Annotated in this window: 23 protein-coding genes; 9 read left to right on the top strand and 14 right to left on the bottom strand. The window is 64.1% G+C overall.

Annotated elements, in window-relative coordinates:
• Window positions 1-93: 93 nt before the first annotated feature.
• The 8 genes from DMX06_RS08655 to DMX06_RS08620 form a co-directional block, all read right to left on the bottom strand.
• Window positions 94-993: a peptidoglycan DD-metalloendopeptidase family protein gene (locus DMX06_RS08655; protein WP_110736222.1), complete on the bottom strand. Its 900-nt coding sequence runs from the start codon at window positions 991-993 to the stop codon at window positions 94-96.
• Window positions 994-1207: 214 nt separating this feature from the next.
• Window positions 1208-2119, bottom strand: coding sequence for a response regulator (locus DMX06_RS08650; RefSeq protein WP_038707068.1), 912 nt, complete (start codon window positions 2117-2119; stop codon window positions 1208-1210).
• 163 nt (window positions 2120-2282) lie between these two features.
• Window positions 2283-3053 carry a phosphate signaling complex protein PhoU gene (gene phoU / locus DMX06_RS08645; protein WP_110736220.1) on the bottom strand — a complete coding sequence of 257 codons (771 nt, stop codon included), beginning with the start codon at window positions 3051-3053 and terminating at the stop codon, window positions 2283-2285.
• Window positions 3054-3247: 194 nt separating this feature from the next.
• Window positions 3248-4081, bottom strand: coding sequence for a phosphate ABC transporter ATP-binding protein PstB (gene pstB, locus DMX06_RS08640; RefSeq protein ID WP_110736314.1), 834 nt, complete (start codon window positions 4079-4081; stop codon window positions 3248-3250).
• Between the two features lie 72 nt (window positions 4082-4153).
• On the bottom strand, window positions 4154-5824 hold the full coding sequence (pstA, locus tag DMX06_RS08635) for a phosphate ABC transporter permease PstA (protein ID WP_110736218.1): 1671 nt from the start codon (window positions 5822-5824) through the stop codon (window positions 4154-4156).
• 17 nt (window positions 5825-5841) lie between these two features.
• Window positions 5842-8130, bottom strand: coding sequence for an ABC transporter permease subunit (locus DMX06_RS08630; protein ID WP_110736217.1), 2289 nt, complete (start codon window positions 8128-8130; stop codon window positions 5842-5844).
• A gap of 143 nt (window positions 8131-8273) precedes the next feature.
• On the bottom strand, window positions 8274-9272 hold the full coding sequence (locus DMX06_RS08625; RefSeq protein ID WP_062575623.1) for a phosphate ABC transporter substrate-binding protein PstS: 999 nt from the start codon (window positions 9270-9272) through the stop codon (window positions 8274-8276).
• 168 nt (window positions 9273-9440) lie between these two features.
• Window positions 9441-10730, bottom strand: coding sequence for an MFS transporter (locus DMX06_RS08620; RefSeq protein ID WP_110736215.1), 1290 nt, complete (start codon window positions 10728-10730; stop codon window positions 9441-9443).
• 362 nt (window positions 10731-11092) lie between these two features.
• Here DMX06_RS08620 and DMX06_RS08615 point away from each other — a divergent pair, with 362 nt between their 5' ends.
• Window positions 11093-11491 carry an acyl-CoA thioesterase gene (locus tag DMX06_RS08615; protein WP_003253317.1) on the top strand — a complete coding sequence of 133 codons (399 nt, stop codon included), beginning with the start codon at window positions 11093-11095 and terminating at the stop codon, window positions 11489-11491.
• Between the two features lie 73 nt (window positions 11492-11564).
• A complete protein-coding gene (locus DMX06_RS08610; protein WP_110736214.1) occupies window positions 11565-12461 on the top strand; it encodes a D-hexose-6-phosphate mutarotase in 897 nt (298 codons plus the stop codon).
• 118 nt (window positions 12462-12579) lie between these two features.
• Here DMX06_RS08610 and DMX06_RS08605 read toward each other — a convergent pair whose 3' ends face one another.
• The 5 genes from DMX06_RS08605 to DMX06_RS08585 all read right to left on the bottom strand — a co-directional run bounded on the left by DMX06_RS08605 (window position 12580) and on the right by DMX06_RS08585 (window position 16191).
• The gene (locus DMX06_RS08605; protein WP_181427800.1) at window positions 12580-13113 is read right to left on the bottom strand and encodes a DUF3299 domain-containing protein; all 534 of its coding nucleotides are present in this window, start codon (window positions 13111-13113) and stop codon (window positions 12580-12582) included.
• 50 nt (window positions 13114-13163) lie between these two features.
• Window positions 13164-13409 (bottom strand): GlsB/YeaQ/YmgE family stress response membrane protein, encoded by a 246-nt coding sequence (locus DMX06_RS08600; RefSeq protein WP_050707557.1) that lies wholly within the window; start codon window positions 13407-13409, stop codon window positions 13164-13166.
• A gap of 96 nt (window positions 13410-13505) precedes the next feature.
• Window positions 13506-14588 (bottom strand): 5-(carboxyamino)imidazole ribonucleotide synthase, encoded by a 1083-nt coding sequence (locus DMX06_RS08595; protein ID WP_110736210.1) that lies wholly within the window; start codon window positions 14586-14588, stop codon window positions 13506-13508.
• A 10-nt stretch (window positions 14589-14598) separates the two neighbouring features.
• Complete coding sequence (purE, locus tag DMX06_RS08590; protein WP_050707559.1) at window positions 14599-15090, bottom strand: 5-(carboxyamino)imidazole ribonucleotide mutase; 492 nt, start codon at window positions 15088-15090, stop codon at window positions 14599-14601.
• Between the two features lie 171 nt (window positions 15091-15261).
• Window positions 15262-16191, bottom strand: a complete 930-nt coding sequence (locus tag DMX06_RS08585; protein WP_050707560.1) for a LysR substrate-binding domain-containing protein — start codon at window positions 16189-16191, stop codon at window positions 15262-15264.
• A gap of 181 nt (window positions 16192-16372) precedes the next feature.
• On the opposite strand from DMX06_RS08585, the gene aspA reads away from it, so the two are divergent.
• The 4 genes from aspA to DMX06_RS08565 all read left to right on the top strand — a co-directional run bounded on the left by aspA (window position 16373) and on the right by DMX06_RS08565 (window position 21231).
• Window positions 16373-17797 (top strand): aspartate ammonia-lyase, encoded by a 1425-nt coding sequence (gene aspA, locus DMX06_RS08580; protein WP_110736208.1) that lies wholly within the window; start codon window positions 16373-16375, stop codon window positions 17795-17797.
• A 167-nt stretch (window positions 17798-17964) separates the two neighbouring features.
• Window positions 17965-18957 (top strand): AraC family transcriptional regulator, encoded by a 993-nt coding sequence (locus DMX06_RS08575; RefSeq protein WP_110736207.1) that lies wholly within the window; start codon window positions 17965-17967, stop codon window positions 18955-18957.
• A gap of 127 nt (window positions 18958-19084) precedes the next feature.
• Window positions 19085-20125: a histone deacetylase family protein gene (locus DMX06_RS08570; protein WP_110736205.1), complete on the top strand. Its 1041-nt coding sequence runs from the start codon at window positions 19085-19087 to the stop codon at window positions 20123-20125.
• 2 nt (window positions 20126-20127) lie between these two features.
• Window positions 20128-21231, top strand: coding sequence for an extracellular solute-binding protein (locus tag DMX06_RS08565; protein WP_110736203.1), 1104 nt, complete (start codon window positions 20128-20130; stop codon window positions 21229-21231).
• An 89-nt stretch (window positions 21232-21320) separates the two neighbouring features.
• On the opposite strand, the gene pdxR is transcribed toward DMX06_RS08565, so the two are convergent.
• Complete coding sequence (gene pdxR / locus DMX06_RS08560; protein ID WP_110736201.1) at window positions 21321-22847, bottom strand: MocR-like pyridoxine biosynthesis transcription factor PdxR; 1527 nt, start codon at window positions 22845-22847, stop codon at window positions 21321-21323.
• Window positions 22848-22937: 90 nt separating this feature from the next.
• Between pdxR and DMX06_RS08555 the strand changes: the two genes are divergently transcribed.
• Genes DMX06_RS08555 through DMX06_RS08545 form a run of 3 tightly spaced genes read left to right on the top strand, consistent with a single transcriptional unit; the run spans window position 22938 to window position 24704 of the window.
• Complete coding sequence (locus tag DMX06_RS08555) at window positions 22938-23567, top strand: FMN-binding negative transcriptional regulator (RefSeq protein ID WP_110736200.1); 630 nt, start codon at window positions 22938-22940, stop codon at window positions 23565-23567.
• Window positions 23568-23578: 11 nt separating this feature from the next.
• Window positions 23579-24025: a GNAT family N-acetyltransferase gene (locus DMX06_RS08550; RefSeq protein WP_110736198.1), complete on the top strand. Its 447-nt coding sequence runs from the start codon at window positions 23579-23581 to the stop codon at window positions 24023-24025.
• 7 nt (window positions 24026-24032) lie between these two features.
• Window positions 24033-24704 carry a GNAT family N-acetyltransferase gene (locus DMX06_RS08545; RefSeq protein WP_110736197.1) on the top strand — a complete coding sequence of 224 codons (672 nt, stop codon included), beginning with the start codon at window positions 24033-24035 and terminating at the stop codon, window positions 24702-24704.
• The last annotated feature ends 35 nt before the right edge of the window (window positions 24705-24739 follow it).

The raw sequence follows: 24739 nt of genomic DNA, 5'->3' as shown, positions 1-24739 counted from the left end.
TGCAGCCCTTTCCGGCCGGTCCGACGCCTCGGCAAGGCCGCTCCTACAGTAGATCGCATTCCCCTGTAGGAGCGGCCTTGTGCCGCGAAAGCCTCAAGGGTTGCCGGCAGTAAAATCCGGCAACCCGCCAATCGGCCGGTCGAACTGATACGGTATCGACTCCAGCGCCAACCCCACATTGCGCTGCACCACGAAATGCAGGTGCGGCCCGCTGCTGTTGCCGGTGTTGCCCGACTTGGCCAGCGCCTGCCCCTGGGCCACCCGCTGCCCCTCGCCCACCACCACCGAACCACGCATCAGGTGCAGGTACACGCCCATGGTGCCGTCCGGGTGCAGGATCCTGACGAAGTTGCCCGCCGGGTTGTTGCCCCGTCCGGTCTGGTTGTTCTCGATCTTCACCACCACCCCACCCCGCGCCGCGATAATCGGTGTGCCTTCGGGCATGGCGATGTCCATGGCGTAGCGCCCCTTGGGCCCGAAGTGGCTGAAACGGCCATTGGGCCCCTGGCTCAGGCGGAACGGCCCGCCCCTCCAGGGGAAGGGGTAGCGATAGCCCTGCGGGCGCTGGCCCGGATCGCCCATGGCATAGCGAAACTTGGTGTCGTACCTGAGGCTGCTCCCCTGGCGGGCCTGGACCACGCTGAGCAGTTGGGTCGAGCGCGGCGGAACCAGGCGTCGGACGATGCGCGGGGCGTTGCCACCCTGGGCGTTGGCCAGGCGCTCCACGCGCAGTTCCACCTCCATCGGCACGAACAGTTCGTTGCGGGCGACAAAGCGCACACCGCCGGCAAAGGGCTCGGTCTTCAGGCGAACCTGGCCATCCAGGCGCTCGACCATGGGCTCACGGAACACGAAGGCCTTGGCCCCCGGGCTCGGGCGGTCGGAATAGGAGACCACGCCGAAGGTGTCGGTGGTCTTGTAGACGGTCATGCCCAGGCTCGACGCCGAGGCCGTGAGCAAGGCACAGAACAGCAGCAGGCGGGCGGGCGGCATGATGGTGGCTTTTTGACAGTTGTGTTCTGTCGAAGCCTAGCAGCCGGAATAAAGACAAGTTGTGACAGCTGGTCGGAAGTTTCAGAGGATCAAGCAGAGAGCATTGATCTCTGTGGGAGCGGGTTCACCCGCGAATGCGTCGGCGACAGCACCATCGTATTCGCGGGTAAACCCGCTCCCACAGGGTTCACGTCCACCTATCCAACCCAGGCCATCAGGCCCCGGGCGTGAAGTGCTTCTGCGCCGTGCCGCGGGCGATCAGCCGCGACAGGTAGTCGAGCTTCTGCGCATCCTGGTCGACGAACTTGAAGGTCAGCTGCAGCCAGTCGCTCTCGGGCTTAGGCTCCAGCGCCGCAATGGCGTGCAGGTAGCCGTTCAGCCGCGCCGTTTCGGCATTCTCGCCTTGCTCCAGGTCCAGCACCGCGCCTTCAAGCACCTGTGGCAGGTTGGTGCCGCGGCGCACCACCAGCAGGGCTTCCTTGAGGCTCAGGGCCTTGATCATGCATGGCTGGGTTCCGCTGGACAGGCGCAGTTGGCCTTGGCCACGGCCTGTCTGGGCCGCCGCAGCGGCAGTCTTGGGCGTGGGGGCGTTGATCAGCGGCTTGGCCGCTGCTGCCACGGGCGCGGCGGCAGGCGCAGTCACCTTGGCAGCGTCCGGACGACCGCCGGTCAGGGCGCTGAGCGAGTCGTTGGCGAACGCCGAGTTGACCCGCGCCGGCGCGCTGGACATCAGGCTGTCGAGCTTGCCGATCTTGGTCAGCGACTTCTTCACCTTGGTCAGCAGCTGTTCGTTGGTGAACGGCTTGCCGACGAAATCGGAAACACCGGCCTGGATGGCCTGGATCACGTTTTCCTTGTCACCACGGCTGGTCACCATGATGAACTGCATGGTCTTCATCTCTTCCTGCTGGCGGCACCAGGTCAGCAGTTCGAGGCCGGACATCTCCGGCATCTCCCAGTCGCACAGGACCAGGTCGAAACGCTCCTTGCTCAGCATGGCCATGGCCTTGCGGCCATTGACCGCGTCCTCGATCACCATGCCGGGGAAGGCATTGCGCAGGCACTTCCTTACCAGGTCGCGGATGAACGGGGCATCGTCCACGACCAGTACATTCACTTTACTCATCGATATTCCTCTTGAATCCCGGCTAGCATACCGCCGACTGATGGCCATTTGCCAAACCACTGGTCACGCCGGGACTTCTCACACGGTTCGCGGGTGCCTGCTGGTGCTCGACCGCAAACGAAAACGCCCGGCGATTGCCGGGCGTTCATGCTCGGGAGCAATCCTATTTATCGTCCGGTTCAGCCGGAACATTAGCGATTTCGCCCTCATCGAAGGCTTCGCCCTGCACCTCGGCCTTCATGCGCTTGAGGCCCATATGGCGCACGTCGGTACCGCGCACCAGATAGATCACCAGTTCAGAGATGTTGCGCGCGTGGTCGCCGATGCGCTCCAGCGAACGCAGGGCCCAGATCACGCTGAGCACACGGGAGATCGAGCGCGGGTCTTCCATCATGTAGGTGACCAGCTCGCGCAGCGCGGTCTTGTACTCACGGTCGATGGTCTTGTCGTACTGGGCCACCGACAACGCCAGCTCGGCGTCGAAACGGGCGAAGGCGTCCAGCGCGTCGCGGACCATGTTGCGCACCTGGTCGCCGATGTGGCGCACCTCGACGTAGCCGCGTGGCGACTCGCCTTCCTCGCACAGCTGGATGGCGCGGCGGGCGATCTTGGTGGACTCGTCGCCGATGCGCTCCAGGTCGATTACCGACTTGGAGATGCTGATGATCAGGCGCAGGTCGGAGGCCGCCGGCTGGCGACGGGCGAGGATGCGCACGCACTCCTCGTCGATGTTGCGCTCCATCTGGTTGATCTGTTCATCGACCTCACGCACCTGCTGGGCCAGGCCCGAGTCGGCCTCGATCAGCGCGGTGACGGCGTCGTTCACCTGCTTCTCGACCAGGCCGCCCATGGCCAGCAGGTGGCTGCGCACCTCCTCGAGCTCGGCGTTGAACTGCTGGGAGATGTGGTGGGTAAGGCTTTCTTTGTTGATCATCGTTTCGCTCCGCGAAGCAGCTGCACGCTTCAAGTGGTTCGTGTCGTTCCTTGGCCTGTGGGAGCGGCCTTGTGTCGCGAATGGGCCGCGAAGCGGCCCCAGGGTTTCAGCCGTGATGCATGAATCGCCGGGGCTGCTCTGCAGCCCTATCGCGACACAAGGCCGCTCCCACACAAGCACCCTGTGGCCGATAGTTAGCCGTAACGACCGGTGATGTAGTCTTCGGTCTGCTTCTTCGCCGGGTTGGTGAACAGGGTGTCGGTGTCACCGAATTCGACCAGTTTGCCCATGTACATGAACGCGGTGTAGTCCGAAACCCGAGCCGCCTGCTGCATGTTGTGGGTGACGATGACGATGGTGTACTTGGATTTCAGTTCGTAGATCAGCTCTTCGACCTTCAGGGTCGAGATCGGGTCCAGTGCCGAGCACGGTTCGTCGAGCAGCAGCACTTCCGGCTCCACGGCGATGGTACGGGCAATCACCAGACGCTGCTGCTGACCGCCGGACAGGCCCAGGGCCGAGTCGTGCAGGCGGTCCTTGACCTCATCCCACAGCGCCGCGCCCTTCAGAGCCCACTCGACGGCTTCGTCGAGCACGCGCTTCTTGTTGATGCCCTGGATGCGCAGGCCGTAGACCACGTTCTCGTAGATGGTCTTGGGGAACGGGTTGGGCTTCTGGAATACCATGCCCACACGGCGGCGCAGTTCGGCCACATCCTCGCCCTTGCGGTAGATGTTGTTGCCGTACAGGTTGATGGCGCCTTCCACGCGGCAGCCGTCGACCAGGTCGTTCATGCGGTTGAAGGTCCGCAGCAGGGTGGACTTGCCGCAGCCGGACGGGCCGATGAAGGCGGTCACGCGCTGCTTGGGGATGTTCAGGCTGACGTCGAACAACGCTTGCTTGTCGCCGTAGAACAGGGACAGCCCGGGTACTTCGATGGCCACGGTCTCTTCGGCCAGGCGCAGGCTCTGCTTGTCGCGGCCCAGGGCCGACATGTCGATGCCGTGGGCGTGGGATTCATGCTGCATGGTCAACTCCATACGCTATCAATTCGTTTCAAAGGGCCGCCCGGCGATCGGGCGGCACGCTTGCAATCAGGATCAGTGATCGAGGGCCTTGTACTTCTCGCGCAGGTGGTTACGGATCCACACCGCCGAGAGGTTGAGGGTGGCGATCACCAGCACCAGCAGCAGCGCGGTGGCGTACACCAGCGGTCGCGCGGCCTCGACGTTGGGGCTCTGGAAGCCGACGTCGTAGATGTGGAAGCCCAGGTGCATGATCTTCTGGTCCAGGTGCAGGTACGGGTAGTTGCCGTCCACCGGCAGCGACGGCGCCAGCTTCACCACACCCACCAGCATCAGCGGTGCCACCTCACCGGCGGCGCGGGCCACGGCGAGGATCATGCCGGTCATCATGGCCGGGCTGGCCATCGGCAGGACGATCTTCCACAGGGTCTCGGCCTTGGTCGCGCCCAGGGCCAGCGAGCCCTCGCGCACGGTGCGCGGAATACGCGCCAGGCCTTCCTCGGTGGCCACGATCACCACCGGCACCGCCAGCAGCGCCAAGGTCAGCGAGGCCCACAGCAGGCCAGGGGTGCCGAGGGTCGGCGCCGGCAGCGACTCGGGGAAGAACAATCGGTCAATCGAGCCGCCCAGCACGTAGACGAAGAAGCCCAGGCCGAACACACCGTAGACGATCGCCGGAACACCGGCCAGGTTGTTCACCGCGATGCGGATCAACCGGGTTACCGGGCCCTGCTTGGCGTATTCACGCAGGTACACTGCAGCCAGTACGCCGAACGGGGTGACGATCACGGCCATGATCAGGGTCATCATCACGGTGCCGAAGATGGCCGGGAAAATACCACCCTCGGTGTTAGCCTCACGCGGGTCGTCGCTGAGGAACTCCCACACCTTGGCGAAGTAGGCACCCATCTTGGTCAGGCCGGACATGGCGTTCGGCTGGATGGCGTGGACCACCTTGCTCAGGTTGATCTCCACTTCGCGGCCGTTGCCGTCGCGGGCCACCAGGCTGTCGCGGGCGAAGGCCTGGTGCAGGCCGGTCAGACGCTCCTCGATAGCCTTGTATCGGTTGTTCAGTTCGGCGCGCTCGGCGTCCATGTCGGCCTGGGCGGCGGCGTCCAGCTTGCCATCCAGTTCCAGCTTGCGGCTGTGCAGGCGCAGGCGCTCGAGGCCATGGTTGATTGCACCGATGTCCTTCTTCTCCAGCTTCACCAGCTGATCGTTCAGCTCGCTGGCGCGCTTGAGGCGGCTCTGCAGCTCGTTCCAGGCCTCGGGGCCCTGGGCGACCACGCGGCCCTCTTCCTTGACGCTGAGCAGGTAACCGTAGAAGTTGCCCCACTCGCGGCGTTCCAGGGCGATCAGCTCGGCAGGCTTGCGCTGATCCACCAGCCACTCGCCCACGACCCAGGTGAAGTCGCTGCCATTGAGGTCGCGGTTACCGACCTTGATCAGCTCGCGGGTCATGAACTCCGGGCCCTGCTCGGGCACCGGCAGGCCGGCACCCTTGAGGCGTTCGCGCGGTACCTCTTCCTTCTGCACCACTTCACCGATGACCACGTGGTCGGCCTGGCCTGGCACCTTGTAGGTGGCCTGGACCAGGTCGGCCGGCCAGAAGTGGCCCAGGCCGCGCACGGCGATCACGGCCAGCAGGCCGACGGTCATGATGACCGCCATGGCGACCGCGCCACCACTGATCCAGACGCCGGGGGCGCCGCTCTTGAACCAGCCTTTGAGGGAATCCTTTTTCACGGATCTCTACCTTTCTATCAAAGCGACGAGTATTTCTTGCGCAGGCGCTGGCGAATCAGCTCGGCCAGGGTGTTCATCACGAAGGTGAACATCAGCAGCACGAGGGCGGCGAGGAACAGCACACGATAGTGGCTGCCGCCGACTTCCGATTCGGGCATTTCCACGGCCACGTTGGCGGCCAGGGTGCGCATGCCCTCGAACAGGTTCATCTCCATCACCGGGGTATTGCCGGTGGCCATCAGCACGATCATGGTCTCGCCCACCGCACGGCCCATGCCGATCATCAGCGCCGAGAAGATACCCGGGCTCGCGGTGAGGATGACCACGCGGGTCAGGGTCTGCCACGGCGTGGCGCCCAGGGCCAGCGAACCCAGGGTCAGGCTGCGCGGCACGCTGAACACGGCGTCTTCGGCGATGGAGTAGATGTTCGGGATGACCGCGAAGCCCATGGCGATACCGACCACCAGGGCGTTGCGCTGGTCGTAGGTGATGCCGAGGTCGTTGCTGATCCACAGGCGCATGTCGCCCTTGAAGAACCAGCTCTCGAGGAACGGGCTCATGTACAGGGCAAACCAGCCGATCACCAGGATCACCGGGATCAGGATCGCCGCTTCCCAGCCATCGGGAATGCGCAGGCGGATCGACTCCGGCAGGCGGCTCCAGCTGAAGCCGGCCAGCAGGATGCCGATCGGCATGATCACGAACAGGCTGAACACGCCCGGCAGGTGGCCTTCCAGGTACGGCGCGAGGAACAGGCCGGCGAAGAAGCCGAGGATCACCGTCGGCATCGCTTCCATCAGCTCGATCACCGGCTTGACCTTGCGGCGCATGCCCGGGGCCATGAAATAGGCGGTGTAGATGGCGGCGGCGATGGCCAGCGGGGCGGCCAGGATCATCGCGTAGAACGCGGCCTTGAGCGTACCGAAGGTCAGCGGCGACAGGCTCAGCTTGGGCTCGAAGTCGGTGTTCGAGGCGGTCGACTGCCAGACGTACTTAGGCTCGTCGTAGTTTTCGTACCAGACCTTGCCCCACAGCGCGCTGAAGGAGATTTCCGGGTGCGGGTTGCGCAGGCTCAGCGGCAGCAGCTTGCCGCCTTCCTCGATGATGATGCGGTTGGCGCGCGGCGACAGGGCCAGCACGCCCGCGCCTTCGGCGACCGACTCGACCAGCAGGGTACGGTGCGCGGTGCTGTGGAACACGCCCAGCTTGCCTTCGCTGTCCAGGGCGATGAAGCCCTTGCGGCGCTCTTCGGCGTCGATCTGCACCACCGGGGCCTTGCCCATCTGGAAGCTGCGGATCAGCTTGAAGCGCGACTCGCCATCCGGATCGCGGGCCATGAACCACTGGCTCAGGCCACCCTTGGAGTCACCGAAGATCAGCGAGATGCCCCCAACCAGCTGGGCGGTCGCGGTGATCTCGGCATTACCGTCCTCGAGCAGCTTGTAGCGGCCATTGAGGCTCTTGTCGCGCAGGCTGAACACATCGGCGGTGGCGCGGCCGTTGACCACGTACAACCACTGCTGGCGCGGGTCGATGAAGATGTTCTTCACTACCTCGGTCATCTGCGGCAGCTCGATGCGGTTCTGCTCGATGGTGACCTCGTCGGTCATCATGTTCTCGGTGCGCGACAGTTCGACCACCTGCAGGTGCGCGCCGGTGGAACCGGCCAGCAACAGGGTGTCGCCATTGACGTTGACGCTCACGTGTTCCAGCGCGCGGCCCTGGTCATCCAGGGTGAACAGGTCCTGACCATAGGGGTAGTCGATACCCGGCTCGATGGTCTTCTTGTTGTCCGGATAGGTGATCTTGTAGGTGTGGTGGAACACCAGCGCCTGGCCGTTGGACAGGCCCAGCACCACCAGCGGGCTGCCGGGCTGGTCGGTACTGATCGAACTGACCTGGGCGCCGGCGGGCAGTGGCAGGTCGACGCGCTTCAGTTCGTTGCCGGTCTTGGTGTCGAAGAACAGGGCCTGGCCCTTGTCGGACACACGCATGCCCACGAGGTTCTGCTCCTCGAGGGCGATCATCAGGGGTTTGCCGGCGTCCTGTTGCAGCCAGGTCGGCTCCAGGGCCTTCTTGCTGGAAAGCGTGGCGCCCTGGAACAGCGGCAGCACCACATAGGCCAGGTAGAAGAAGATCAGCGTGATCGCTGCCAGCACGGCAAGGCCGCCCACTAGGACGTACCAGCGGGTCAGACGGTCCTTGAGGGCGCGCATGCGGCGCTTGCGTTGCAACTCGGGCGTATTGAAATCAATGCGCACCGGAGGAGAATTTTGGGTCATTGTGGAGTTGGCCAGATCATTCATGCGCACACCCTAGCGGTCCCGTATGACAAAAACATGACAGTGCAGTGACGCAAAAAAGCCCGCCGCTCAGGAGCCCTGGCTTCGGACTAAGGAATTCGTGGAGGAGGCCGGGCATAGTTGGCACCGGCCTCGTCCTCAGTTACTTACTTCTTTGCAACGTTACCCGCGTGGGACAGGCCCAGGTCGGCCAGGGTCTTGTCGACCACTTTGGCTGGCAGCGGGATGTAGCCGTCCTTCACGACAACCTGCTGGCCGGCTTGCGACAGCACCAGCTTGACGAACTCGGCTTCCAGCGGGGCCAGAGGCTTGTTCGGCGCCTTGTTGACGTAGACGTAGAGGAAGCGCGACAGCGGGTAGGTGCCGTTCAGGGCGTTGGCTTCGTTGTCTTCGACGAAGGTGCCGCCGTCTTTCTTGGCCAGAGGCACGGTCTTGACGCTGGCGGTCTTGTAGCCGATGCCCGAGTAGCCGATGCCGTTCAGCGAGGAGCTGATCGACTGCACGACCGAGGCCGAGCCAGGCTGTTCGTTGACGTTAGGCTTGAAGTCGCCTTTGCACAGGGCTTCTTCCTTGAAGTAGCCGTAGGTGCCCGATACCGAGTTGCGGCCGAACAGCTGGATTGGCTTGTTGGCCAGGTCGCCGGTCACGCCGACATCACCCCAGGTCTTGATCTCGCTCTTGCCACCGCACAGGCGGGTGGAGGAGAAGATGGCGTCGACCTGAGCCATGGTCAGGCCCTTGATCGGGTTGTCCTTGTGCACGAACACGGCCAGGGCGTCGACGGCGACCGGGATGGCGGTCGGCTTGTAGCCGTACTTCTGCTCGAAGGCCTGCAGCTCGACGTCCTTCATCTTGCGGCTCATCGGGCCCAGGTTGGCGGTGCCTTCGGTCAGCGCGGGCGGCGCAGTGGAAGAGCCGGCGGCCTGGATCTGGATGTTTACGTTCGGATATTCCTTCTTGTAGGCCTCGGCCCACAGGGTCATCAGGTTCGCGAGGGTGTCGGAACCGACGCTGGAGAGGTTGCCCGATACACCGGTGGTCTTGGTGTAGGTCGGGATTGCAGGATCGACAGCGGCGACCGCATTGGCGGCAGCGACGCCAGCGGCGGCAAAGGTCAGGGCCGCCATCAAACGCTTCAGTTTCATGCCTTGCTCCTAGCAGGAATATCGTGGGTTGTGAGATGGAACGGGCCCAAGTATCTGCAGGCCGCATGAACACTCTATGACTCGAATGTGACAATTGGATGAAAGGCCATCACCGGTAACCGGGATGGCCTTTACAGGATGTTGCAGAGGGTGAATTTAGAGCGGGTGTCAGCGTTTGCGCGCGAGCAGGTAGGTGCCCACCAGCAGACCAACGGCACACAGACACGCCACATAATAGGCCGGTGCCATCGGGCTGAACTTCAGCAGCGCGGTCACCACCATCGGCGTCAGCCCGCCAAAAATTGCGTAGGCCAGGTTGTAGGAGAACGACAGGCCACTGAAGCGCACCACTGGCGGGAAGGCCTTGACCATCACGTAGGGCACGGCGCCGACGATACCCACGCACAGGCCGGTCAGGGCATACAGCGGGAACAGCAGGTCCGGACGGGTCGGCAGGCTGTGGTAGAAAGCCCAGGAAGACGCCAGCAGCGCCAGGCTGCCGACGATGAACACGCGCCCGGCGCCGAAACGGTCGGCCAGGCTGCCAGCCCCGATGCAGCCCAGGCTGAGCAGCACGATGGCCAGGCTGTTGGCCTTGAGCGAGTCGGTGGGACTGACGTGATAGAGGCTCTGCAGCAAAGCCGGGGTCATCAGGATGATCACCACGATGCCGGCCGACAGCAGCCAGGTGAGCAGCATCGACAGGATGATCGCACCGCGATGGTCGCGCAGCACCGCGCGCAGCGGCAGTTCCTCGGCCAGCGCCTTGCGCGCCTGCATCTCGGCGAACACCGGGGTCTCATGCAGCCAGCGGCGCAGGTAGACCGCGAAGAAGCCGAACACCCCACCGAGCAGGAACGGGATACGCCAGGCGTAATTCGCCACTTCCTCGGGGGTGTAGAGCGTGTTGATCAGGGTCGCCACCAGCGAGCCAAGCAGGATGCCCGAGGTCAGGCCCGCGGTCAGGGTACCGCAGGCATAACCGGTGTTGCGCGCCGGCACGTGCTCGGAGACGAACACCCAGGCCCCCGGCACCTCGCCGCCGATGGCCGCGCCCTGGATCACCCGCATCAACAGCAGCAGGATCGGCGCCCACAGGCCAATCTGCGCATAGGTGGGCAGCAGGCCCATCACCAGGGTCGGCACGGCCATCAGGAAGATGCTCAGGGTGAACATCTTCTTGCGCCCGAGCAGGTCGCCGAAGTGGGCCATGACGATGCCGCCCAGGGGGCGCGCCAGGTAGCCGGCGGCGAAGATGCCGAAGGTCTGCATCAGGCGCAGCCACTCGGGCATGTCGGCGGGGAAGAACAGCTTGCCGACCACCGTGGCGAAGAACACGAAGATGATGAAGTCGTAGAACTCCAGGGCTCCGCCCAGGGCGGACAGCGAGAGGGTCTTGTAGTCACTGCGGGACAACGGCCGGGACGGCTGCTCGATACTGCTCTGCACGGAGGTCATCGCTGTTCTTTCTCTTGTAGGTCTGCGGACCGCTTGGCATGCGGCTTCTGGATTGGATAGGCAGCGAAGATAGCAAATTGCCGAGCCGCGCTCATAGCGGTACAAAATCCATACAGATATTCATGAATGTGCGGTCGTCGCTGGCTGTGCAGGTATATATACTGCCCGCTCGTAGGAAAAGGTTGCTTCCATTGTGGGAAGTTGTGCGAAAACGTCGGTCATTGTTGTCAGACTGTTTCGCAGAGTTTCCCTTTGGCCGCCTCGCGAAGCGAAATCAGCGTAGTATGCGTGTTGCTGAATCGTTTTTACGGCGTCCTTCATTGCGCCACCAACGAAGCTTCACGGGTCAGAGGCCCCACGGCATGATTGAGCTCGAACAAGAAGATCCTATCCCGCAGGGCGACCTGGCCTTGCAGATCACCGCGCTGCCACGCGAGACCAATGGTTTCGGCGATATCTTCGGCGGCTGGCTGGTCGCCCAGATGGACCTGGCCGGCACCGCCATGGCCAGCCGCGTCGCCGGTGGCAGGGTGGCCACGGTGGCCATCGACCGCATGGCCTTCCTGGTGCCGGTGGCGGTGGGCGCGCAGCTGTCCTTCTATACCCAGACCCTGGAGATCGGTCGCAGCTCGATCCAGATGATGGTCGAAGTGTGGAGCGACGACCCGCTGTCCAGCGAATGGCGCAAGGTCACCGAAGCCGTGTTCGTGTTCGTCGCCATCGACGGCAGCGGTCGCACCCGCTCGGTGCCTCGTCGCTGAGCCGAGCGAGCGGTAAACTCATTGCACGTCACCGGGTCCAACGGCCTGACAGACAATCAATGAGACGAGCGCAATGGCTAACTTCACGGTCGAGACTGAGCTTCACGGCGAACTCAATTGCTGGCGCATCACCAGCGACCACGCCGAACTATTGATCGCCCAGCAGGGCGCGCAGGTCCTCAGCTATCAGCTAATCGGCGAACCGCCGCTGCTGTGGCTGAGCGACCAGGCCATTTTCCGCAGGGGCAAGTCGGTGCGCGCCGGCGCGCCGGTGTGCTGGCCATGGTTCGGCATCTTCGAACGCAACCCGGACTCGGTCAAAGCCATGTTCAAGGGCGAGCAGCCACCGGCCCACGGCCTGGTGCGCGGGCGCGACTGGCAGTTGCTGGGGGCCGAGGAGCACGGCGAAAGCCTGCACATCGAATTCGAACTACCTGAAGCCCAGGGCGACCTGCCGGGCTGGGCCCATGAGGTCCAGCTCAAGCTGCTGGTGGAACTGGGCGACCAGCTGAAGCTGACCCTGACCAGCTACAACCTCGGCAATACCGACGTCACCCTGAGCCAGGCCCTACACAGCTATTTCGCCGTGAGCGATGTGCGTCAGGTGCAGGTGCAAGGCGTGGACGGGTTGGCCTATATCGAAACCCTGGCCAACTGGGAACAGCGCCAGCAGCAGGGCAACCTGGGCTTCGCGGGCGAGACCGACCGCATCTACCTTGACGCCCCCGAGCGCCTGGCCATCATAGACCCGCACTGGAACCGACGCATCACCTTGCAGGCCGGCGGCTCACGCACTGCGGTGATCTGGAACCCCTGGACCGAGCGCGCCCGCGACCTGCCGGACATGGCCGACGATGGCTGGCAGCGCATGCTGTGCATCGAGACGGCGAATGTGATGGATGACGTGGTGATGCTCAAGCCGGGGGCGAGTCATGCGATGAGCGTGGCGATCGGTAGCGAAGTGCTCTGAGGTTTCCGGGACCGCTACGCGGTCCTTTCGCGACACAAGGCCGCTCCCACAAGACTCGCGTGATCCCTGTGGGAGCGGCCTTGTGTCGCGATGGGCTGCAAAGCAGCCCCAGAATGCGTTACAGGTCGGCGTCTTCCACCACCCTCACCTGCCCCGCCTCCAGCGCATACGCCGCATCCGCCAGGTCATTGCTGACCGTCTCCACCTTCAGCACGCCGGTCACCCACAACGGCGTGTAGATGTCATCGATCTTCAACCCCTTGGGATAACGCACCAGCACCAGCTGGTTCGGCGGCGGCGGCGGTACGTGGATGCAGGCGCCCGGATACGGCACCAGGAAGAACAGCGTGCTGTTGCCCTTGGCATCGCTCTCCAGCGGCACCGGATACCCGCCCAGGCGGATCTGCTTGCCGTTCATTGCTGCCACGGTCTTGGTCGAGTACATCACCGCAGGCAAGCCCTTGCTCTGCTTCAGGCCACCCTTGGCGGTGAAGGTCCCTTGAGCTTCCGGGGAGTCGTGGTCGATCTCGGGCATCTGCTCGAGGGCTTTCTGGTCCGACTTGGGCATCAGCTCCAGCCAGTCGGTCTCGGGCAGTTCGGCATGGGCCAGGGCGCTGGCCAGCAACAGGGGAATGAGAAAAAACGCACGCATGGGAATGCTCGGCAACTCAGGATTGAATTGCCGGGCATTCTAGCCTGTGTTCAGTTCTTCTTGATGAAGCCGTAGATCACCAGAAGGATGATCGCGCCGACCAGGGCCCCGAAGAAGCCTGCGGCCTGCCCGGCCTGGTAGATGCCCAGGGCTTGCCCGCCATAGGTGGCGGCCAGGGAGCCGGCGATGCCGAGGAGGATGGTCATGATCCAGCCCATGCTGTCGTCACCTGGTTTCAGGAAACGCGCCAGCAGGCCGACGATCAGGCCGATGAAGATGGTTCCAATGATGCCCATGGCAATCCCTCTGTGGTGAACATGAAACATGCCAAAGCCTAGTCAGCGCTTTGGCATGTTGCCATCTCAGAGCGGCATTGCCCGGCAGAAGTTCGATCAGCCGGCGATCAACGCCTCTACTTCGGCAATCTTGGCCTTCAGGGTGGCCATGTCGGCGCAGCGCAGGGTGGCATGGCCGACCTTGCGTCCGACCTTGAACGCCTTGCCGTAGTGGTGCAGGTGGCAATCGTCGATGGCCACGACCTTGTCCACCGGCGGTACTTCGCCGATGAAGTTGAGCATGGCGCTCTCACCCACCTTGGCGGTCGAACCCAGCGGCAGGCCGGCGACGGCGCGCAGGTGGTTCTCGAACTGGCTGCACTCGCTGCCTTCGATGGTCCAGTGCCCGGAGTTGTGCACGCGCGGGGCGATCTCGTTGGCCTTCAGGCCACCGTCGACTTCGAAGAACTCGAAGGCCATGACGCCGACATAGTCCAGCTTCTGCAGCACGCGACCGACGTAGTCTTCGGCCAGGGCCTGCAGCGGGTGCGCGTCGCTGGCCACCGACAGTTTCAGGATGCCGCTGTCGTGGGTGTTGTGCACCAGCGGGTAGAAGCGGGTTTCGCCATCACGGGCGCGCACGGCCACCAGCGACACTTCGCCGGTGAACGGCACGAAGCCTTCCAGCAGGCACGGCACGCTGCCCAGTTCGGCGAAGGTGCCGACCACGTCCTCAGGCTTGCGCAGGACCTTCTGGCCCTTGCCGTCATAGCCAAGGGTGCGGGTCTTGAGCACGGCCGGCAGGCCGATGCTGGCGACGGCGGCATCCAGGTCCGCTTGCGAGAGGATGTCGGCGAAAGCCGGGGTCGGAATCCCCAGGTCGCGGAACATGCTCTTCTCGAACAGGCGGTCGCGGGCAATGCGCAGGGCCTCGGCGCTCGGGTAGACCGGCACGAACTGCGAAAGGAAGGCGACGGTTTCCGCCGGCACGCTCTCGAACTCGAAGGTCACCAGGTCGACTTCGTCGGCCAGCTGGCGCAGGTGGTCCTGGTCGCCGTAGTCGGCGCGCAGGTGCTCGCCCAGCGGGGCAGCGCAGGCGTCCGGGGCCGGGTCGAGGAAGGCGAAGTTCATGCCCAGCGGGGTGCCCGCCAGGGCCAGCATGCGGCCCAGTTGGCCGCCACCGATTACACCGATCTTCATAGCGTCAACCTCAAGCCTGGCGCGGGTCTGGATTGTCCAGCACGGTGTCGGTCTGCTCGGTGCGGAACTGTTTGAGCGCCGCGTGGAACTGCGGGTACTTGGCGCCCAGTATGCTCGCCGACAGCAGTGCGGCGTTGATCGCGCCGGCCTTGCCGATGGCCAGGGTGGCCACAGGAACACCAGCCGGCATCTGCACGATCGACAGCAGCGAATCAACGCCCGACAGCATCGACGACTGCACCGGCACGCCCAGCACCGGCAGGTGGGTCTTGGCAGCGCACATGCCTGGCAGGTGGGCCGCGCCACCGGCACCGGCGATGATCACCTCGATGCCGCGGCCTTCGGCCTCCTCGGCGTACTGGAACAGCAGGTCCGGGGTACGGTGGGCGGAAACCACCTTCACCTCGTAGGGAATGCCGAGTTTTTCCAGCATATCGGCGGTGTGGCTAAGGGTGGACCAATCGGACTTGGAGCCCATGATCACGCCAACCAGTGCACTCATCGTCGAGCCTCTTCGCTTGTGCGCCCGCAGGCGCGTCAAAAAACAACAAGCCACGCGGGACGACCGGCGTGGCTTGTTTGCTGATCATGACCGGATCTATCCGGTCGAGGGGCCGCGCAGTATAGCGTAACGCGGGGCGATCACGGCACCCCCGGCGACCAACTGTCGCCCTTATTTTTCGGGGGTTTGGCTGACTTTCGGGTCAACTGAGCCGCCCTCCAGCTTGCGCCACAGCAACCGCACGTTGGCCTTGCGCACCAGCGCGCAGCGGTACAGGCGGATTTCCAGCGGCACATGCCACTGGCTGCCGCCACAGATCACCAGTTCGCCGCGCTCCAGCTCGCCACGCATCGACAGCCTCGGTACCCAGGCGATACCCATGCCTTCGAGGGCCATGCTCTTGAGGCTGTCGGCCATCGCGGTTTCATAGACAGTGGTATAGCGCAGGTTGCGCTGACGCAGCAGCAGGTTGACCGAACGGCCGAGGAAGGCGCCGGCGCTGTAGGCCAGCAGCGGCACGCTACCCTCGCCCTCCAGGTCGAACAGCGGCTTGCCGTCCGGGCCCACGGCACACACCGGAAGCATTTCGGTGGTGCCCATGTGCAATGAGGGGAAGATCTCGGCGTCCATCTGCAGGGCAGCGTCCGGGTCATAGAAGGCCAGCATCAGGTCGCAGCCGCCCTCGCGCAATGCATGAACGGCATCACCGACGTTGGTGGCTACCAGGCGCGTGGCGATGTTCAGGCCATCGTTGCGCAACTGCGCCACCCAGCGCGGGAAAAAGCCCGACGCCAGGGAGTGCGCCGCCGACACCTGGATCACCTCGCCCTGCCCGCCTTCGAGGTGATGCAAATGGCGCAGAACTTCGCTCAACTGGTCGACAACGGTACGCGCAGTGACGAGAAACAGCTGCCCTGCCTCGGTCAGTTCGATGGGCGTGCGGGAACGATTCACCAAGGTCAGCCCCAGCGCCGCCTCCAAGCTGCGTATGCGTCGGCTGAAGGCCGGCTGGGTGACGAAACGGCGCTCGGCCGCCTGGGAAAAACTGCGGGTGGAGGCCAAGGCACTGAAGTCTTCCAGCCATTTGCTTTCGAGGTTCATCGACTACTCCGCAACGCGTGCACCAAAATGGAACACGCTCGATTGTCAATCGGCGTCACATCAAACCGTATGCCGTTTGTGCATAGGTTAGCGTGCAACAGCATTGGCCGCAAAATCCGGGCAGCCCTAGCATTGGCGCCATTCCGGCAGGTGCCGGGTCAAAATCGAGATGATATCCATCATGTCCTCCGCTGCATCGTTCCGCGTCGAAAAAGATCTGCTTGGTACCCTTGAAGTCCCTGCCGATGCCTACTACGGCATCCAGACTCTGCGCGCTGCCAACAACTTCCACCTCTCCGGCGTTCCGCTGTCGCACTACCCGAAACTGGTAGTCGGCCTGGCGATGGTCAAGCAGGCTGCTGCTGACGCCAACCGTGAGCTGGGGCACCTGAGCGATGCCAAGCACGCTGCCATCACTGCAGCCTGCGCCCGACTGATCAAGGGTGACTTCCACGATCAGTTCGTCGTGGACATGATTCAAGGCGGTGCCGGCACCTCCACCAACATGAACGCCAACGAAGTCATCGCCAACGTCGCGCTGGAGCACATGGGCCACCAGAAAGGTGAGTACCAGTACCTGCACCCGAACAACGACGTGAACATGGCGCAGTCGACCAACGACGCCTACCCGACCGCGATCCGTCTGGGTCTGCTGCTGGGCCACGACGCCCTGCTGGCCAGCCTCGACAGCCTGATCCAGGCCTTCGCCGCCAAGGGTAAAGAGTTCGATCACGTACTGAAGATGGGCCGTACCCAGCTGCAGGACGCCGTGCCGATGACCTTGGGCCAGGAATTCCGCGCCTTCGCCACCACCATGACCGAAGACCTGCAGCGCCTGCGCTCGCTGGCTCCGGAACTGCTGACCGAAATCAACCTGGGCGGCACCGCCATCGGTACCGGCATCAACGCCGACCCGGGCTACCAGATGCTGGCCGTTCAGCGCCTGGCGATCATCAGCGGCCAGCCGCTGGTCCCGGCCGCCGACCTGATCGAAGCCACCTCCGACATGGGCGCCTTCGTGCTGTTCTCCGGCATGCTCAAGCGTACCGCGGTCAAGCTGTCGAAGATCTGCAACGACCTGCGCCTGCTGTCCAGCGGCCCGCGCACCGGCATCAACGAGATCAACCTGCCAGCGCGTCAGCCAGGCAGCTCGATCATGCCAGGCAAGGTCAACCCGGTGATCCCGGAAGCCGTCAACCAGGTGGCCTTCGCCATCATGGGCAACGACCTGGCCCTGACCGTCGCCGCCGAAGGTGGCCAACTGCAGCTGAACGTGATGGAACCGCTGATCGCCTACAAGATCTTCGACTCGATCCGCCTGCTGCAACGCGCCATGGACATGCTGCGCGAGCACTGCATCGTCGGCATCACCGCCAACGAACAGCGCTGCCGTGAACTGGTCGAGCACTCGATCGGCCTGGTCACCGCCCTGAACCCATACATCGGCTACGAAAACGCCACCCGTATCGCCCGCGTCGCCCTGGAAACCGGCCGCGGCGTGCTGGAGCTGGTGCGCGAAGAGAAGCTGCTGGACGAAGAGATGCTCAACGACATCCTGCGTCCGGAAAACATGATCGCTCCCCGTCTGGTTCCGCTGAAGGCGTAATCCAGGCCGCTGCAAACAGTCTCACCAGGTCGAGGGACTAGACACCTCTCAACCTTTCAAGGGCCCGAGCGCACGCTCCGGGCCCTTTTTTTATGCCTGGGACTCGATGTCCATCGGGCGGCACACAACTTGCTCCATTATCCGCTCAGCCCAATGGGACGCCGAGCATGCTGCACAGCCACCTCACCACCCTCAACGCGGTTTCGCTTATCCTCCAGGTGTTCCAGGAGGCCGGCGTCGACTCGCGGCAGCTGCTCGCCGGCAGCGGCATAGGCCCGGCAGACCTGGGCCACGCCGATGCGCGCATCACCACCCAGCAGGAGCTGCAGGTGTGCGCCAACGCCGTGGCCCGACGCGAGGACATCGGCCTGGAACTGGGCCGGCGCATGCACGTGTCGTGCTACGGCATGCTCGGTTACGCCCTGCTCTCCAGTGCCACTTTGGGTGACGCCCTGCGCCTGGCGCTGAGTTATCCGGCACTGCTGGGAACAGTCTTCCAGCTGCGCCTGGTGGACGATGGCCAGCGGGTCTGGCTCTGCGCCAGCGACCATTACGACGCACCCGGTCTTGCTGCCTTCAACGCCGAGTTCTGCCTGGTGTCGCTGAAAGTGATCTGCGATGACCTGCTCGGCCGCCATCTGCCGCTGCTGGCAGCGCGCTTCGAACACTCGCGCCCCGGCTACCACGCGCTCTACGACGGGGCATTCCAGTGCCCGCTCGGCTTCGGGGCCAGCGACAACGCCTTTGCCTTCGAACGCCGCTGGCTGGACATGCCGCTGCCGCTGGCCGATCCGATCACTCATAAGGCCATGGGCGAACGCTGCCGACGACTGAACCTGGAGTTCACCGGACGCCAGGCCTGGCTCGGACGCATTCGCCAGCTGCTGATCCAGCAGCTGGATGCCGCTCCCGGGCTGGAAGGCCTGGCACGGCAGATGAACTGCTCGTCGCGCACCTTGCGCCGGCACCTACAGGCGCTGGGCAGCAGTTATCAACAGCTGCTCGACGAGTTGCGCTTCGAACGGGCCAAGCAACTGCTGGCCGAAGACCAGATGCCGATCTATCGCATTGCCGAATCGCTGGGGTTCAGCGAGACGGCGAGTTTCAGGCATGCCTTCCAGCGCTGGAGCGGCGTGGCGCCCAGTCATTTCCGCGGGTGACCGCCCCGCGATAGGGCCAGCACAGGTGATGGCCACATCTATCCCCTTTTGGCCATTCATGCCGTTCTCCCTACATCAGGCCAGCCAGCACAATCGGCCCACGCCAGTCATAAACGGAGAACAACACGTGCTGACGATCTATTCCGATGACCACCGCCTGCACCATGGCCGCTGCGAGCTGATCGACGGCCAGCTGATGCCCTGCTTCGAAATGCCTTCCCGCGCCGACCACGTCCTGGAACAGGTGCAAAAACGCAACCTCGGCCCCGTGCAAGGCCCCACCGATTTCGGTCGCGGCCCGCTGCAACGCATCCACAGCGACGCCTACCTGACCTTCTTCGAAGGCGCCTGGGCCCGCTGGGCCGCGCTAGGTCACGACGGCGACCTGCTGCCCTTCACCTGGCCAGCGCGCACCCTGCGCCAGGTCAAGCCTACCGGCCTGCACGGTGAACTCGGCTACTACAGCTTCGACGCCGGTGCACCAATCACCGCCGGCACGTGGCAGGCTGCCTACAGCGCAGCGCAAGTGGCCCTGACCGCCCAGGCCGCGATCCAGCAAGGCGCCCACGCGGCCTTCGCCCTGTGCCGCCCGCCGGGGCACCACGCCGCCGCCGAGGTGATGGGCGGCTACTGCTACCTGAACAACGCCGCCATCGCCGCCCAGGCTTTCCTCGACCAGGGCCGGCGCAAGGTGGCCATCCTCGATGTCGATTACCACCATGGCAACGGCACCCAGGACATCTTCTACACCCGCAACGATGTGTTCTTTGCCTCGATCCACGGCGACCCGCAGGACGAGTTCCCGTTCTTCCTGGGTTATGCAGACGAGGTCGGCGAAGGCGCGGGCGAAGGTTGCAACATCAATTACCCACTGCCCGCCGGCAGTGACTGGACGGCCTGGAGCGCGGCACTGGAAGCCGCCTGCCAGCGCATCGCCGCCTACGACGCCGACGTGCTGGTGATATCCCTCGGCGTGGACACCTTCAAGGACGATCCGATCTCCCAGTTCAAGCTCGACAGCCCAGACTACCTGGAGATGGGCAAGCGCATCGCCCTGCTGGGCAAGCCGACCTTGTTCGTGATGGAGGGCGGCTACGCTGTGGAGGAAATCGGCATCAACGCGGTCAATGTGCTGGATGGCTTCCAGCGCGCCCAGCCAGGAGCCTGAACATGGTCCGACTCAAGCGTCTGCTCGCCTCGCTCATCACCGCCGGCCTGCTCGCCGGCGCGCTCCAGGCCCACGCCGACCAGCGCACCCTGCGGGTCTACAACTGGTTCGACTACATCACCCCGCAGACCCTTGCCGACTTCCAGAAGGACAGCGGGGTGAAGCTGGTCTACGACATCTTCGACACCAACGAGGCGCTGGAGGCCAAGCTGCTGACCGGCAATTCCGGCTACGACGTGGTGGTACCGTCCAACGTGTTCCTCGCCAAGCAGATCGAGGCCGGCGTATTCCAGCCGCTCGATCGCGCCAAGCTGCCCAACTGGCAGCACCTGGACCCGGCACTGATGAAGCTGATCGAGGCCAACGACCCTGGCAACAAGTTCGCCGTGCCCTACATGTACGGCACCGTGCTGATCGGCTTCAACCCGGACAAGGTCAAGGCCGTGCTCGGCGACAACGCTCCGGTGGATAGCTGGGACCTGATCTTCAAGCCCGAGAACATCGCCAAGCTCAAACAGTGCGGCGTGGCGTTGCTCGACTCACCGTCGGAGATCCTGCCACTGGCCCTGTCGTACCTGGGCCTGGACCCCAACAGCGGCAAGCCGGCCGACTACCAGAAAGCCCAGGAGCTGCTGCTGAAGATCCGCCCGCACGTCACCTACTTCCACTCCTCCAAATACATGGCCGACATCGCCAACGGCGACATCTGCGTGGCGGTGGGTTATTCGGGCAGCTTCTCCCAGGCCGCCAACCGCGCCCGCGAGGCGAAGAACGGTGTGGTGGTGGACATGCGTCTGCCCAAGGAAGGGGCGCCGATCTGGTTCGACATGCTGGCGATCCCGAAGAACGCGGCCAACCCGGAGGATGCCCATGCCTTCATCAACTACCTGCTGCGGCCTGAGGTGATCGCGCCGATCAGCGATTTCGTCGGCTATCCGAACCCGAACAAGGATGCGAACGACAAGGTCAGCCCGACGATCCGCAACAACCCGAACCTGTACCCTACGGCGGAGGCGATGGCCAAGCTGTATACCCTCAAGCCGTTGCCGCGGGATGCCGAGCGGGCGCGAACCCGGGCCTGGACCAAGATCAAGTCGGGAACCTGACCTCATCGCTGGGCAAGTCGCAGCGGCGAACCGCCCCCCCCCCACAAGGACCACCCAAGTCTGCGTGGGAGCGGGCTTGCCCGCGATGCCTACCTCCAGGCCTTGCGCAGACGCATCAACGCATCGGCGATCTGCGCCTCCGGCACCGCCGCGAACCCCAGCACCAGCCCTGCCCTTTTATCCACAGGCTCCTCGCTGTCCTCCAGCCAGTAGCTGCTCAGCGGATTGAGCTCCACCCCCACCGCTTCCGCCCGAGCCACCAGCTCCTGTTCCCGCGCGAAGTTATCCACATCCACCTTCACATGCAGCCCCGCCGCCACTACCTGCATGGCCCCCAGCCCCGGCACATCCTGCGGCCAGCCAGCCTGGAGCACATTGCGCCGCGCCAGCGCAGCACGGCGCATGCGGCGGATATGCCGCTGGAAATGCCCCTGGCCCATGAACTGCGCCATCACGCACTGTGTGCCGACCTCCGAATGGCGCACCGCCAGCGCCCGACATCGGCTGAACGCCTGCACCAGGCGCCCAGGGAGCACCAGGTATCCCAGGCGCAGGGCCGGAAAGGCGATCTTGCCGAAGGTCCCCACGTACAACACGCGTCCTTGACGGTCCAGCGCGGCCAATGGCGCCAGCGGCGCACCGCTGTAACGGTACTCGCCGTCGTAGTCGTCCTCTATGATCCAGCCATCCTGGCGCTCGGCCCAGGCCAGCAGCGACAGGCGACGGGCCAGGCTCATGGTGACGCCCGTGGGGTACTGGTGGGCAGGCGTCACGTAGGCCAGCCGGCACTCGGGCATCTCGGCCAGCCTCGCGCAGTCCATGCCCTCGGCATCCACCGACACGCCCCTGAGCGTTGCCCCAGCCATCGCGAAGGCATGCCCGGCAGCACGGTACCCCGGGTTTTCCACAGCCACGCCATCGCCAGGCTGCAGCAGCAGCTGTGCACAAAGGCTGATGGCCTCCTGCGCGCCACTGGTGATCACAATTTGTTCAGCCGTGCAGGACAGCCCCCGTGAACGTCGCAGGTAGGTGGCAATCAGCTCGCGCAGTTGCCACTCACCCGCCGGGTCGCCATAACCCAACATCGCCGGGTCGGGATTTCGCCAGAAACCCGCTTGCAGCTTGGCCCACACCTCGAACGGGAACAGGTCGCACGCCGGCATTCCCACGCGAAAAGCCTTGGGCGTACCACCCCTGGGCAGCGGCAGATGATGATTTTTCAGACGCTGCAGGGGCTCGCTGATGACCGCCTGGCTGGATAAATCCTCAGTATCTGCACCACGAAATGTGGATAAGTCTGTTGATAAACCCAGGGATAACCCTGTTGATAATTGTGTGGATAGTTTCGGTAGCTGGCTCACATAAGTGCCATCGCCAACCCGACTCTCGATGAAGCCTTCGGCATACAGCTGGTCATAGGCCCGCACCACGCTGTTGCGCGACAGCGTCAGCATAGCCGCCAGATCGCGGGTGGCCGGTAACCGCGTACCGCTGCCCAGGCGCCCATCCAGAACCCTGACGCGCAAGGCATGGTAGAGCTGCTGACTCAGCCCGCGGCGGCGGTCAAGGACGATACCCGTGGGGTCGAAAGGCAGAGGATGACAATGTTCGCTCATGGCATTGGACCTATGAAAACAGCCGTGAATGGCTCTTACCCGGAGCCAATAGCCTGCCTAGCATGGAGCTATTCAACAAGGACATCCAGCATGTACAACAACAAGCCCCACCAGGAACACGACCTCGACCGTCTGCACCGGCACATGCTGCACACCCGGCTGGCGCTGCTGGTCAGCCAGGGTGAACAGGGTCTGCTGGCCACCCACCTGCCCGTACTGGTCGAGACCGGCGAAGGCGAGTTCGGCACGGTCTACGCCCACCTGGCACGCGCCAACCGCCAGTGGCAGGACCTGGAGCAAGGTGGCGAGGCGCTGCTGGTATTTCCCGGTGCCGATGCCTACGTCAGCCCGAGCTACTACCCGAGCAAGGCGGACAACCCCAAGGTGGTGCCGACCTGGAACTACCTGGCCGTCCATGCCTACGGCTCGGTGGAAGTTATCCACAACGCCCAGTCGTTGCTGGACATCGTCACTCGCCTCACCGAACGCCATGAACAACACCGCGACGAGCCCTGGAAAGTGTCTGACGCCCCAAGCGACTACCTCGACGGCATGCTCCGTGCCATCGTTGGCATCCGCCTGCCCATCAGCCGCCTGCAAGGTGCGCGCAAGTTGAGCCAGAACCGTTCGGCGCAGGACATTGCCGGCGTGCGCGAAGGCCTCGGCGCCAGCAGTGACCATCTGGACAACCAACTCGCGGCGCACATGCGCCAGCTCTGAAGGAAAAGCCCATGACCCATGTCACCCTGCGTCCGGTGGACGCCAGCGACCACGCCGCGTGGCTGCCCTTGTGGCAGGCCTACCTGCGCTTCTACCAGACCGAACTGGCCGAGGACGTCAGCCTCAGCACCTGGCAGCGTCTGCTCGATTCCAACGAGCCCACCCACTCGACCCTGGCCTGGGTCGATGGCAAGGCAGTGGGAATGGTCAACTACATCTACCATCGTTCCAACTGGAGCATCGAGAACTCCTGCTACCTGCAGGACCTCTACGTGGACAGCGAGACGCGTGGCCTGGGCATAGGCCGCCAGTTGATCGAACATGTGTACGCCACAGCCAGGACCGCCGGCTGCATCAAGGTGCACTGGCTGACCCATGAGACCAACGCCACCGCCATCAGCCTGTACGAGCAGGTCGCCGAGCGGCCGGGCTTCATTCAATTTCGCAAAGCACTGTAGGCCGAACATGAACGACGCATTGAGCTGGAAGCCCGCCGGCACACCCAAGGCCGACCCTATCGAAGGCCGCTTCATCCGCCTGGAAAAGCTCGACCCGGCGCGCCATGGCGACGACCTCTGGGAAGTACTGCAAGGGCCGGGCTCGGACCCGGTGCTGTGGGACTACCTGCCCTACGGCCCGTTTGCCGAGCGCGCCGGCTTCGACCGTTGGCTGCAAGGCAACGCCGCCAGCCGCGACCCGCTGTTCTACAGCGTGATCGACTGTGCCAACGGCCAGGTCCAGGGCATCCTCAGCTACATGTCGATCGTCCCGGAACAGGGCCGCTTCGAGATCGGCCACATCGCCTTCGGCGCCGCCATGCAGCGCACGCCGAAAGGCACCGAGGCGGTGTACCTGCTTGGCAAGCTGGGCTTCGAGCTGGGCAACCGCCGGCTGGAATGGAAATGCAACGACGCCAATGCCCGTTCCAAGCGCGCGGCGGAGCGCTTCGGCTTCGTCTTCGAGGGCGTGTTCCGTCAGCACATGGTGGTCAAGGATCGCAATCGGGATACGGCGTGGTATTCGATTACCGACGGCGAATGGCCGGCAGTGGCGGCAGGGTTCGAGCGCTGGTTGAGTGTGGATAACCAGCAACCTGAAGGTCAGGTGCGAACCTTGGAGACATGCCGTCAAGGCTGAGTCTTGCTCAAACCTCACCGGCCTCTTCGCGGGTA

This window comes from Pseudomonas mosselii (genome assembly GCF_003205295.1).
In the GTDB taxonomy this organism is placed as follows: domain Bacteria; phylum Pseudomonadota; class Gammaproteobacteria; order Pseudomonadales; family Pseudomonadaceae; genus Aquipseudomonas; species Aquipseudomonas mosselii_B.
This window is presented reverse-complemented; position numbering and strand designations above follow the sequence as displayed.

Coding starts and splice junctions, on each gene's coding strand:
- DMX06_RS08655 (WP_110736222.1), bottom strand. CDS start 993: ATGCCGCCCGCCCGCCTGCTGCTGTTCTGTGCCTTGCTCACGGCCTCG.
- DMX06_RS08650 (WP_038707068.1), bottom strand. CDS start 2,119: ATGAGTAAAGTGAATGTACTGGTCGTGGACGATGCCCCGTTCATCCGC.
- phoU (WP_110736220.1), bottom strand. CDS start 3,053: ATGATCAACAAAGAAAGCCTTACCCACCACATCTCCCAGCAGTTCAAC.
- pstB (WP_110736314.1), bottom strand. CDS start 4,081: ATGCAGCATGAATCCCACGCCCACGGCATCGACATGTCGGCCCTGGGC.
- DMX06_RS08630 (WP_110736217.1), bottom strand. CDS start 8,130: ATGAATGATCTGGCCAACTCCACAATGACCCAAAATTCTCCTCCGGTG.
- DMX06_RS08625 (WP_062575623.1), bottom strand. CDS start 9,272: ATGAAACTGAAGCGTTTGATGGCGGCCCTGACCTTTGCCGCCGCTGGC.
- DMX06_RS08620 (WP_110736215.1), bottom strand. CDS start 10,730: ATGACCTCCGTGCAGAGCAGTATCGAGCAGCCGTCCCGGCCGTTGTCC.
- DMX06_RS08615 (WP_003253317.1), top strand. CDS start 11,093: ATGATTGAGCTCGAACAAGAAGATCCTATCCCGCAGGGCGACCTGGCC.
- DMX06_RS08610 (WP_110736214.1), top strand. CDS start 11,565: ATGGCTAACTTCACGGTCGAGACTGAGCTTCACGGCGAACTCAATTGC.
- DMX06_RS08605 (WP_181427800.1), bottom strand. CDS start 13,113: ATGCGTGCGTTTTTTCTCATTCCCCTGTTGCTGGCCAGCGCCCTGGCC.
- DMX06_RS08600 (WP_050707557.1), bottom strand. CDS start 13,409: ATGGGCATCATTGGAACCATCTTCATCGGCCTGATCGTCGGCCTGCTG.
- DMX06_RS08595 (WP_110736210.1), bottom strand. CDS start 14,588: ATGAAGATCGGTGTAATCGGTGGCGGCCAACTGGGCCGCATGCTGGCC.
- purE (WP_050707559.1), bottom strand. CDS start 15,090: ATGAGTGCACTGGTTGGCGTGATCATGGGCTCCAAGTCCGATTGGTCC.
- DMX06_RS08585 (WP_050707560.1), bottom strand. CDS start 16,191: ATGAACCTCGAAAGCAAATGGCTGGAAGACTTCAGTGCCTTGGCCTCC.
- aspA (WP_110736208.1), top strand. CDS start 16,373: ATGTCCTCCGCTGCATCGTTCCGCGTCGAAAAAGATCTGCTTGGTACC.
- DMX06_RS08575 (WP_110736207.1), top strand. CDS start 17,965: ATGCTGCACAGCCACCTCACCACCCTCAACGCGGTTTCGCTTATCCTC.
- DMX06_RS08565 (WP_110736203.1), top strand. CDS start 20,128: ATGGTCCGACTCAAGCGTCTGCTCGCCTCGCTCATCACCGCCGGCCTG.
- pdxR (WP_110736201.1), bottom strand. CDS start 22,847: ATGAGCGAACATTGTCATCCTCTGCCTTTCGACCCCACGGGTATCGTC.
- DMX06_RS08555 (WP_110736200.1), top strand. CDS start 22,938: ATGTACAACAACAAGCCCCACCAGGAACACGACCTCGACCGTCTGCAC.
- DMX06_RS08550 (WP_110736198.1), top strand. CDS start 23,579: ATGACCCATGTCACCCTGCGTCCGGTGGACGCCAGCGACCACGCCGCG.
- DMX06_RS08545 (WP_110736197.1), top strand. CDS start 24,033: ATGAACGACGCATTGAGCTGGAAGCCCGCCGGCACACCCAAGGCCGAC.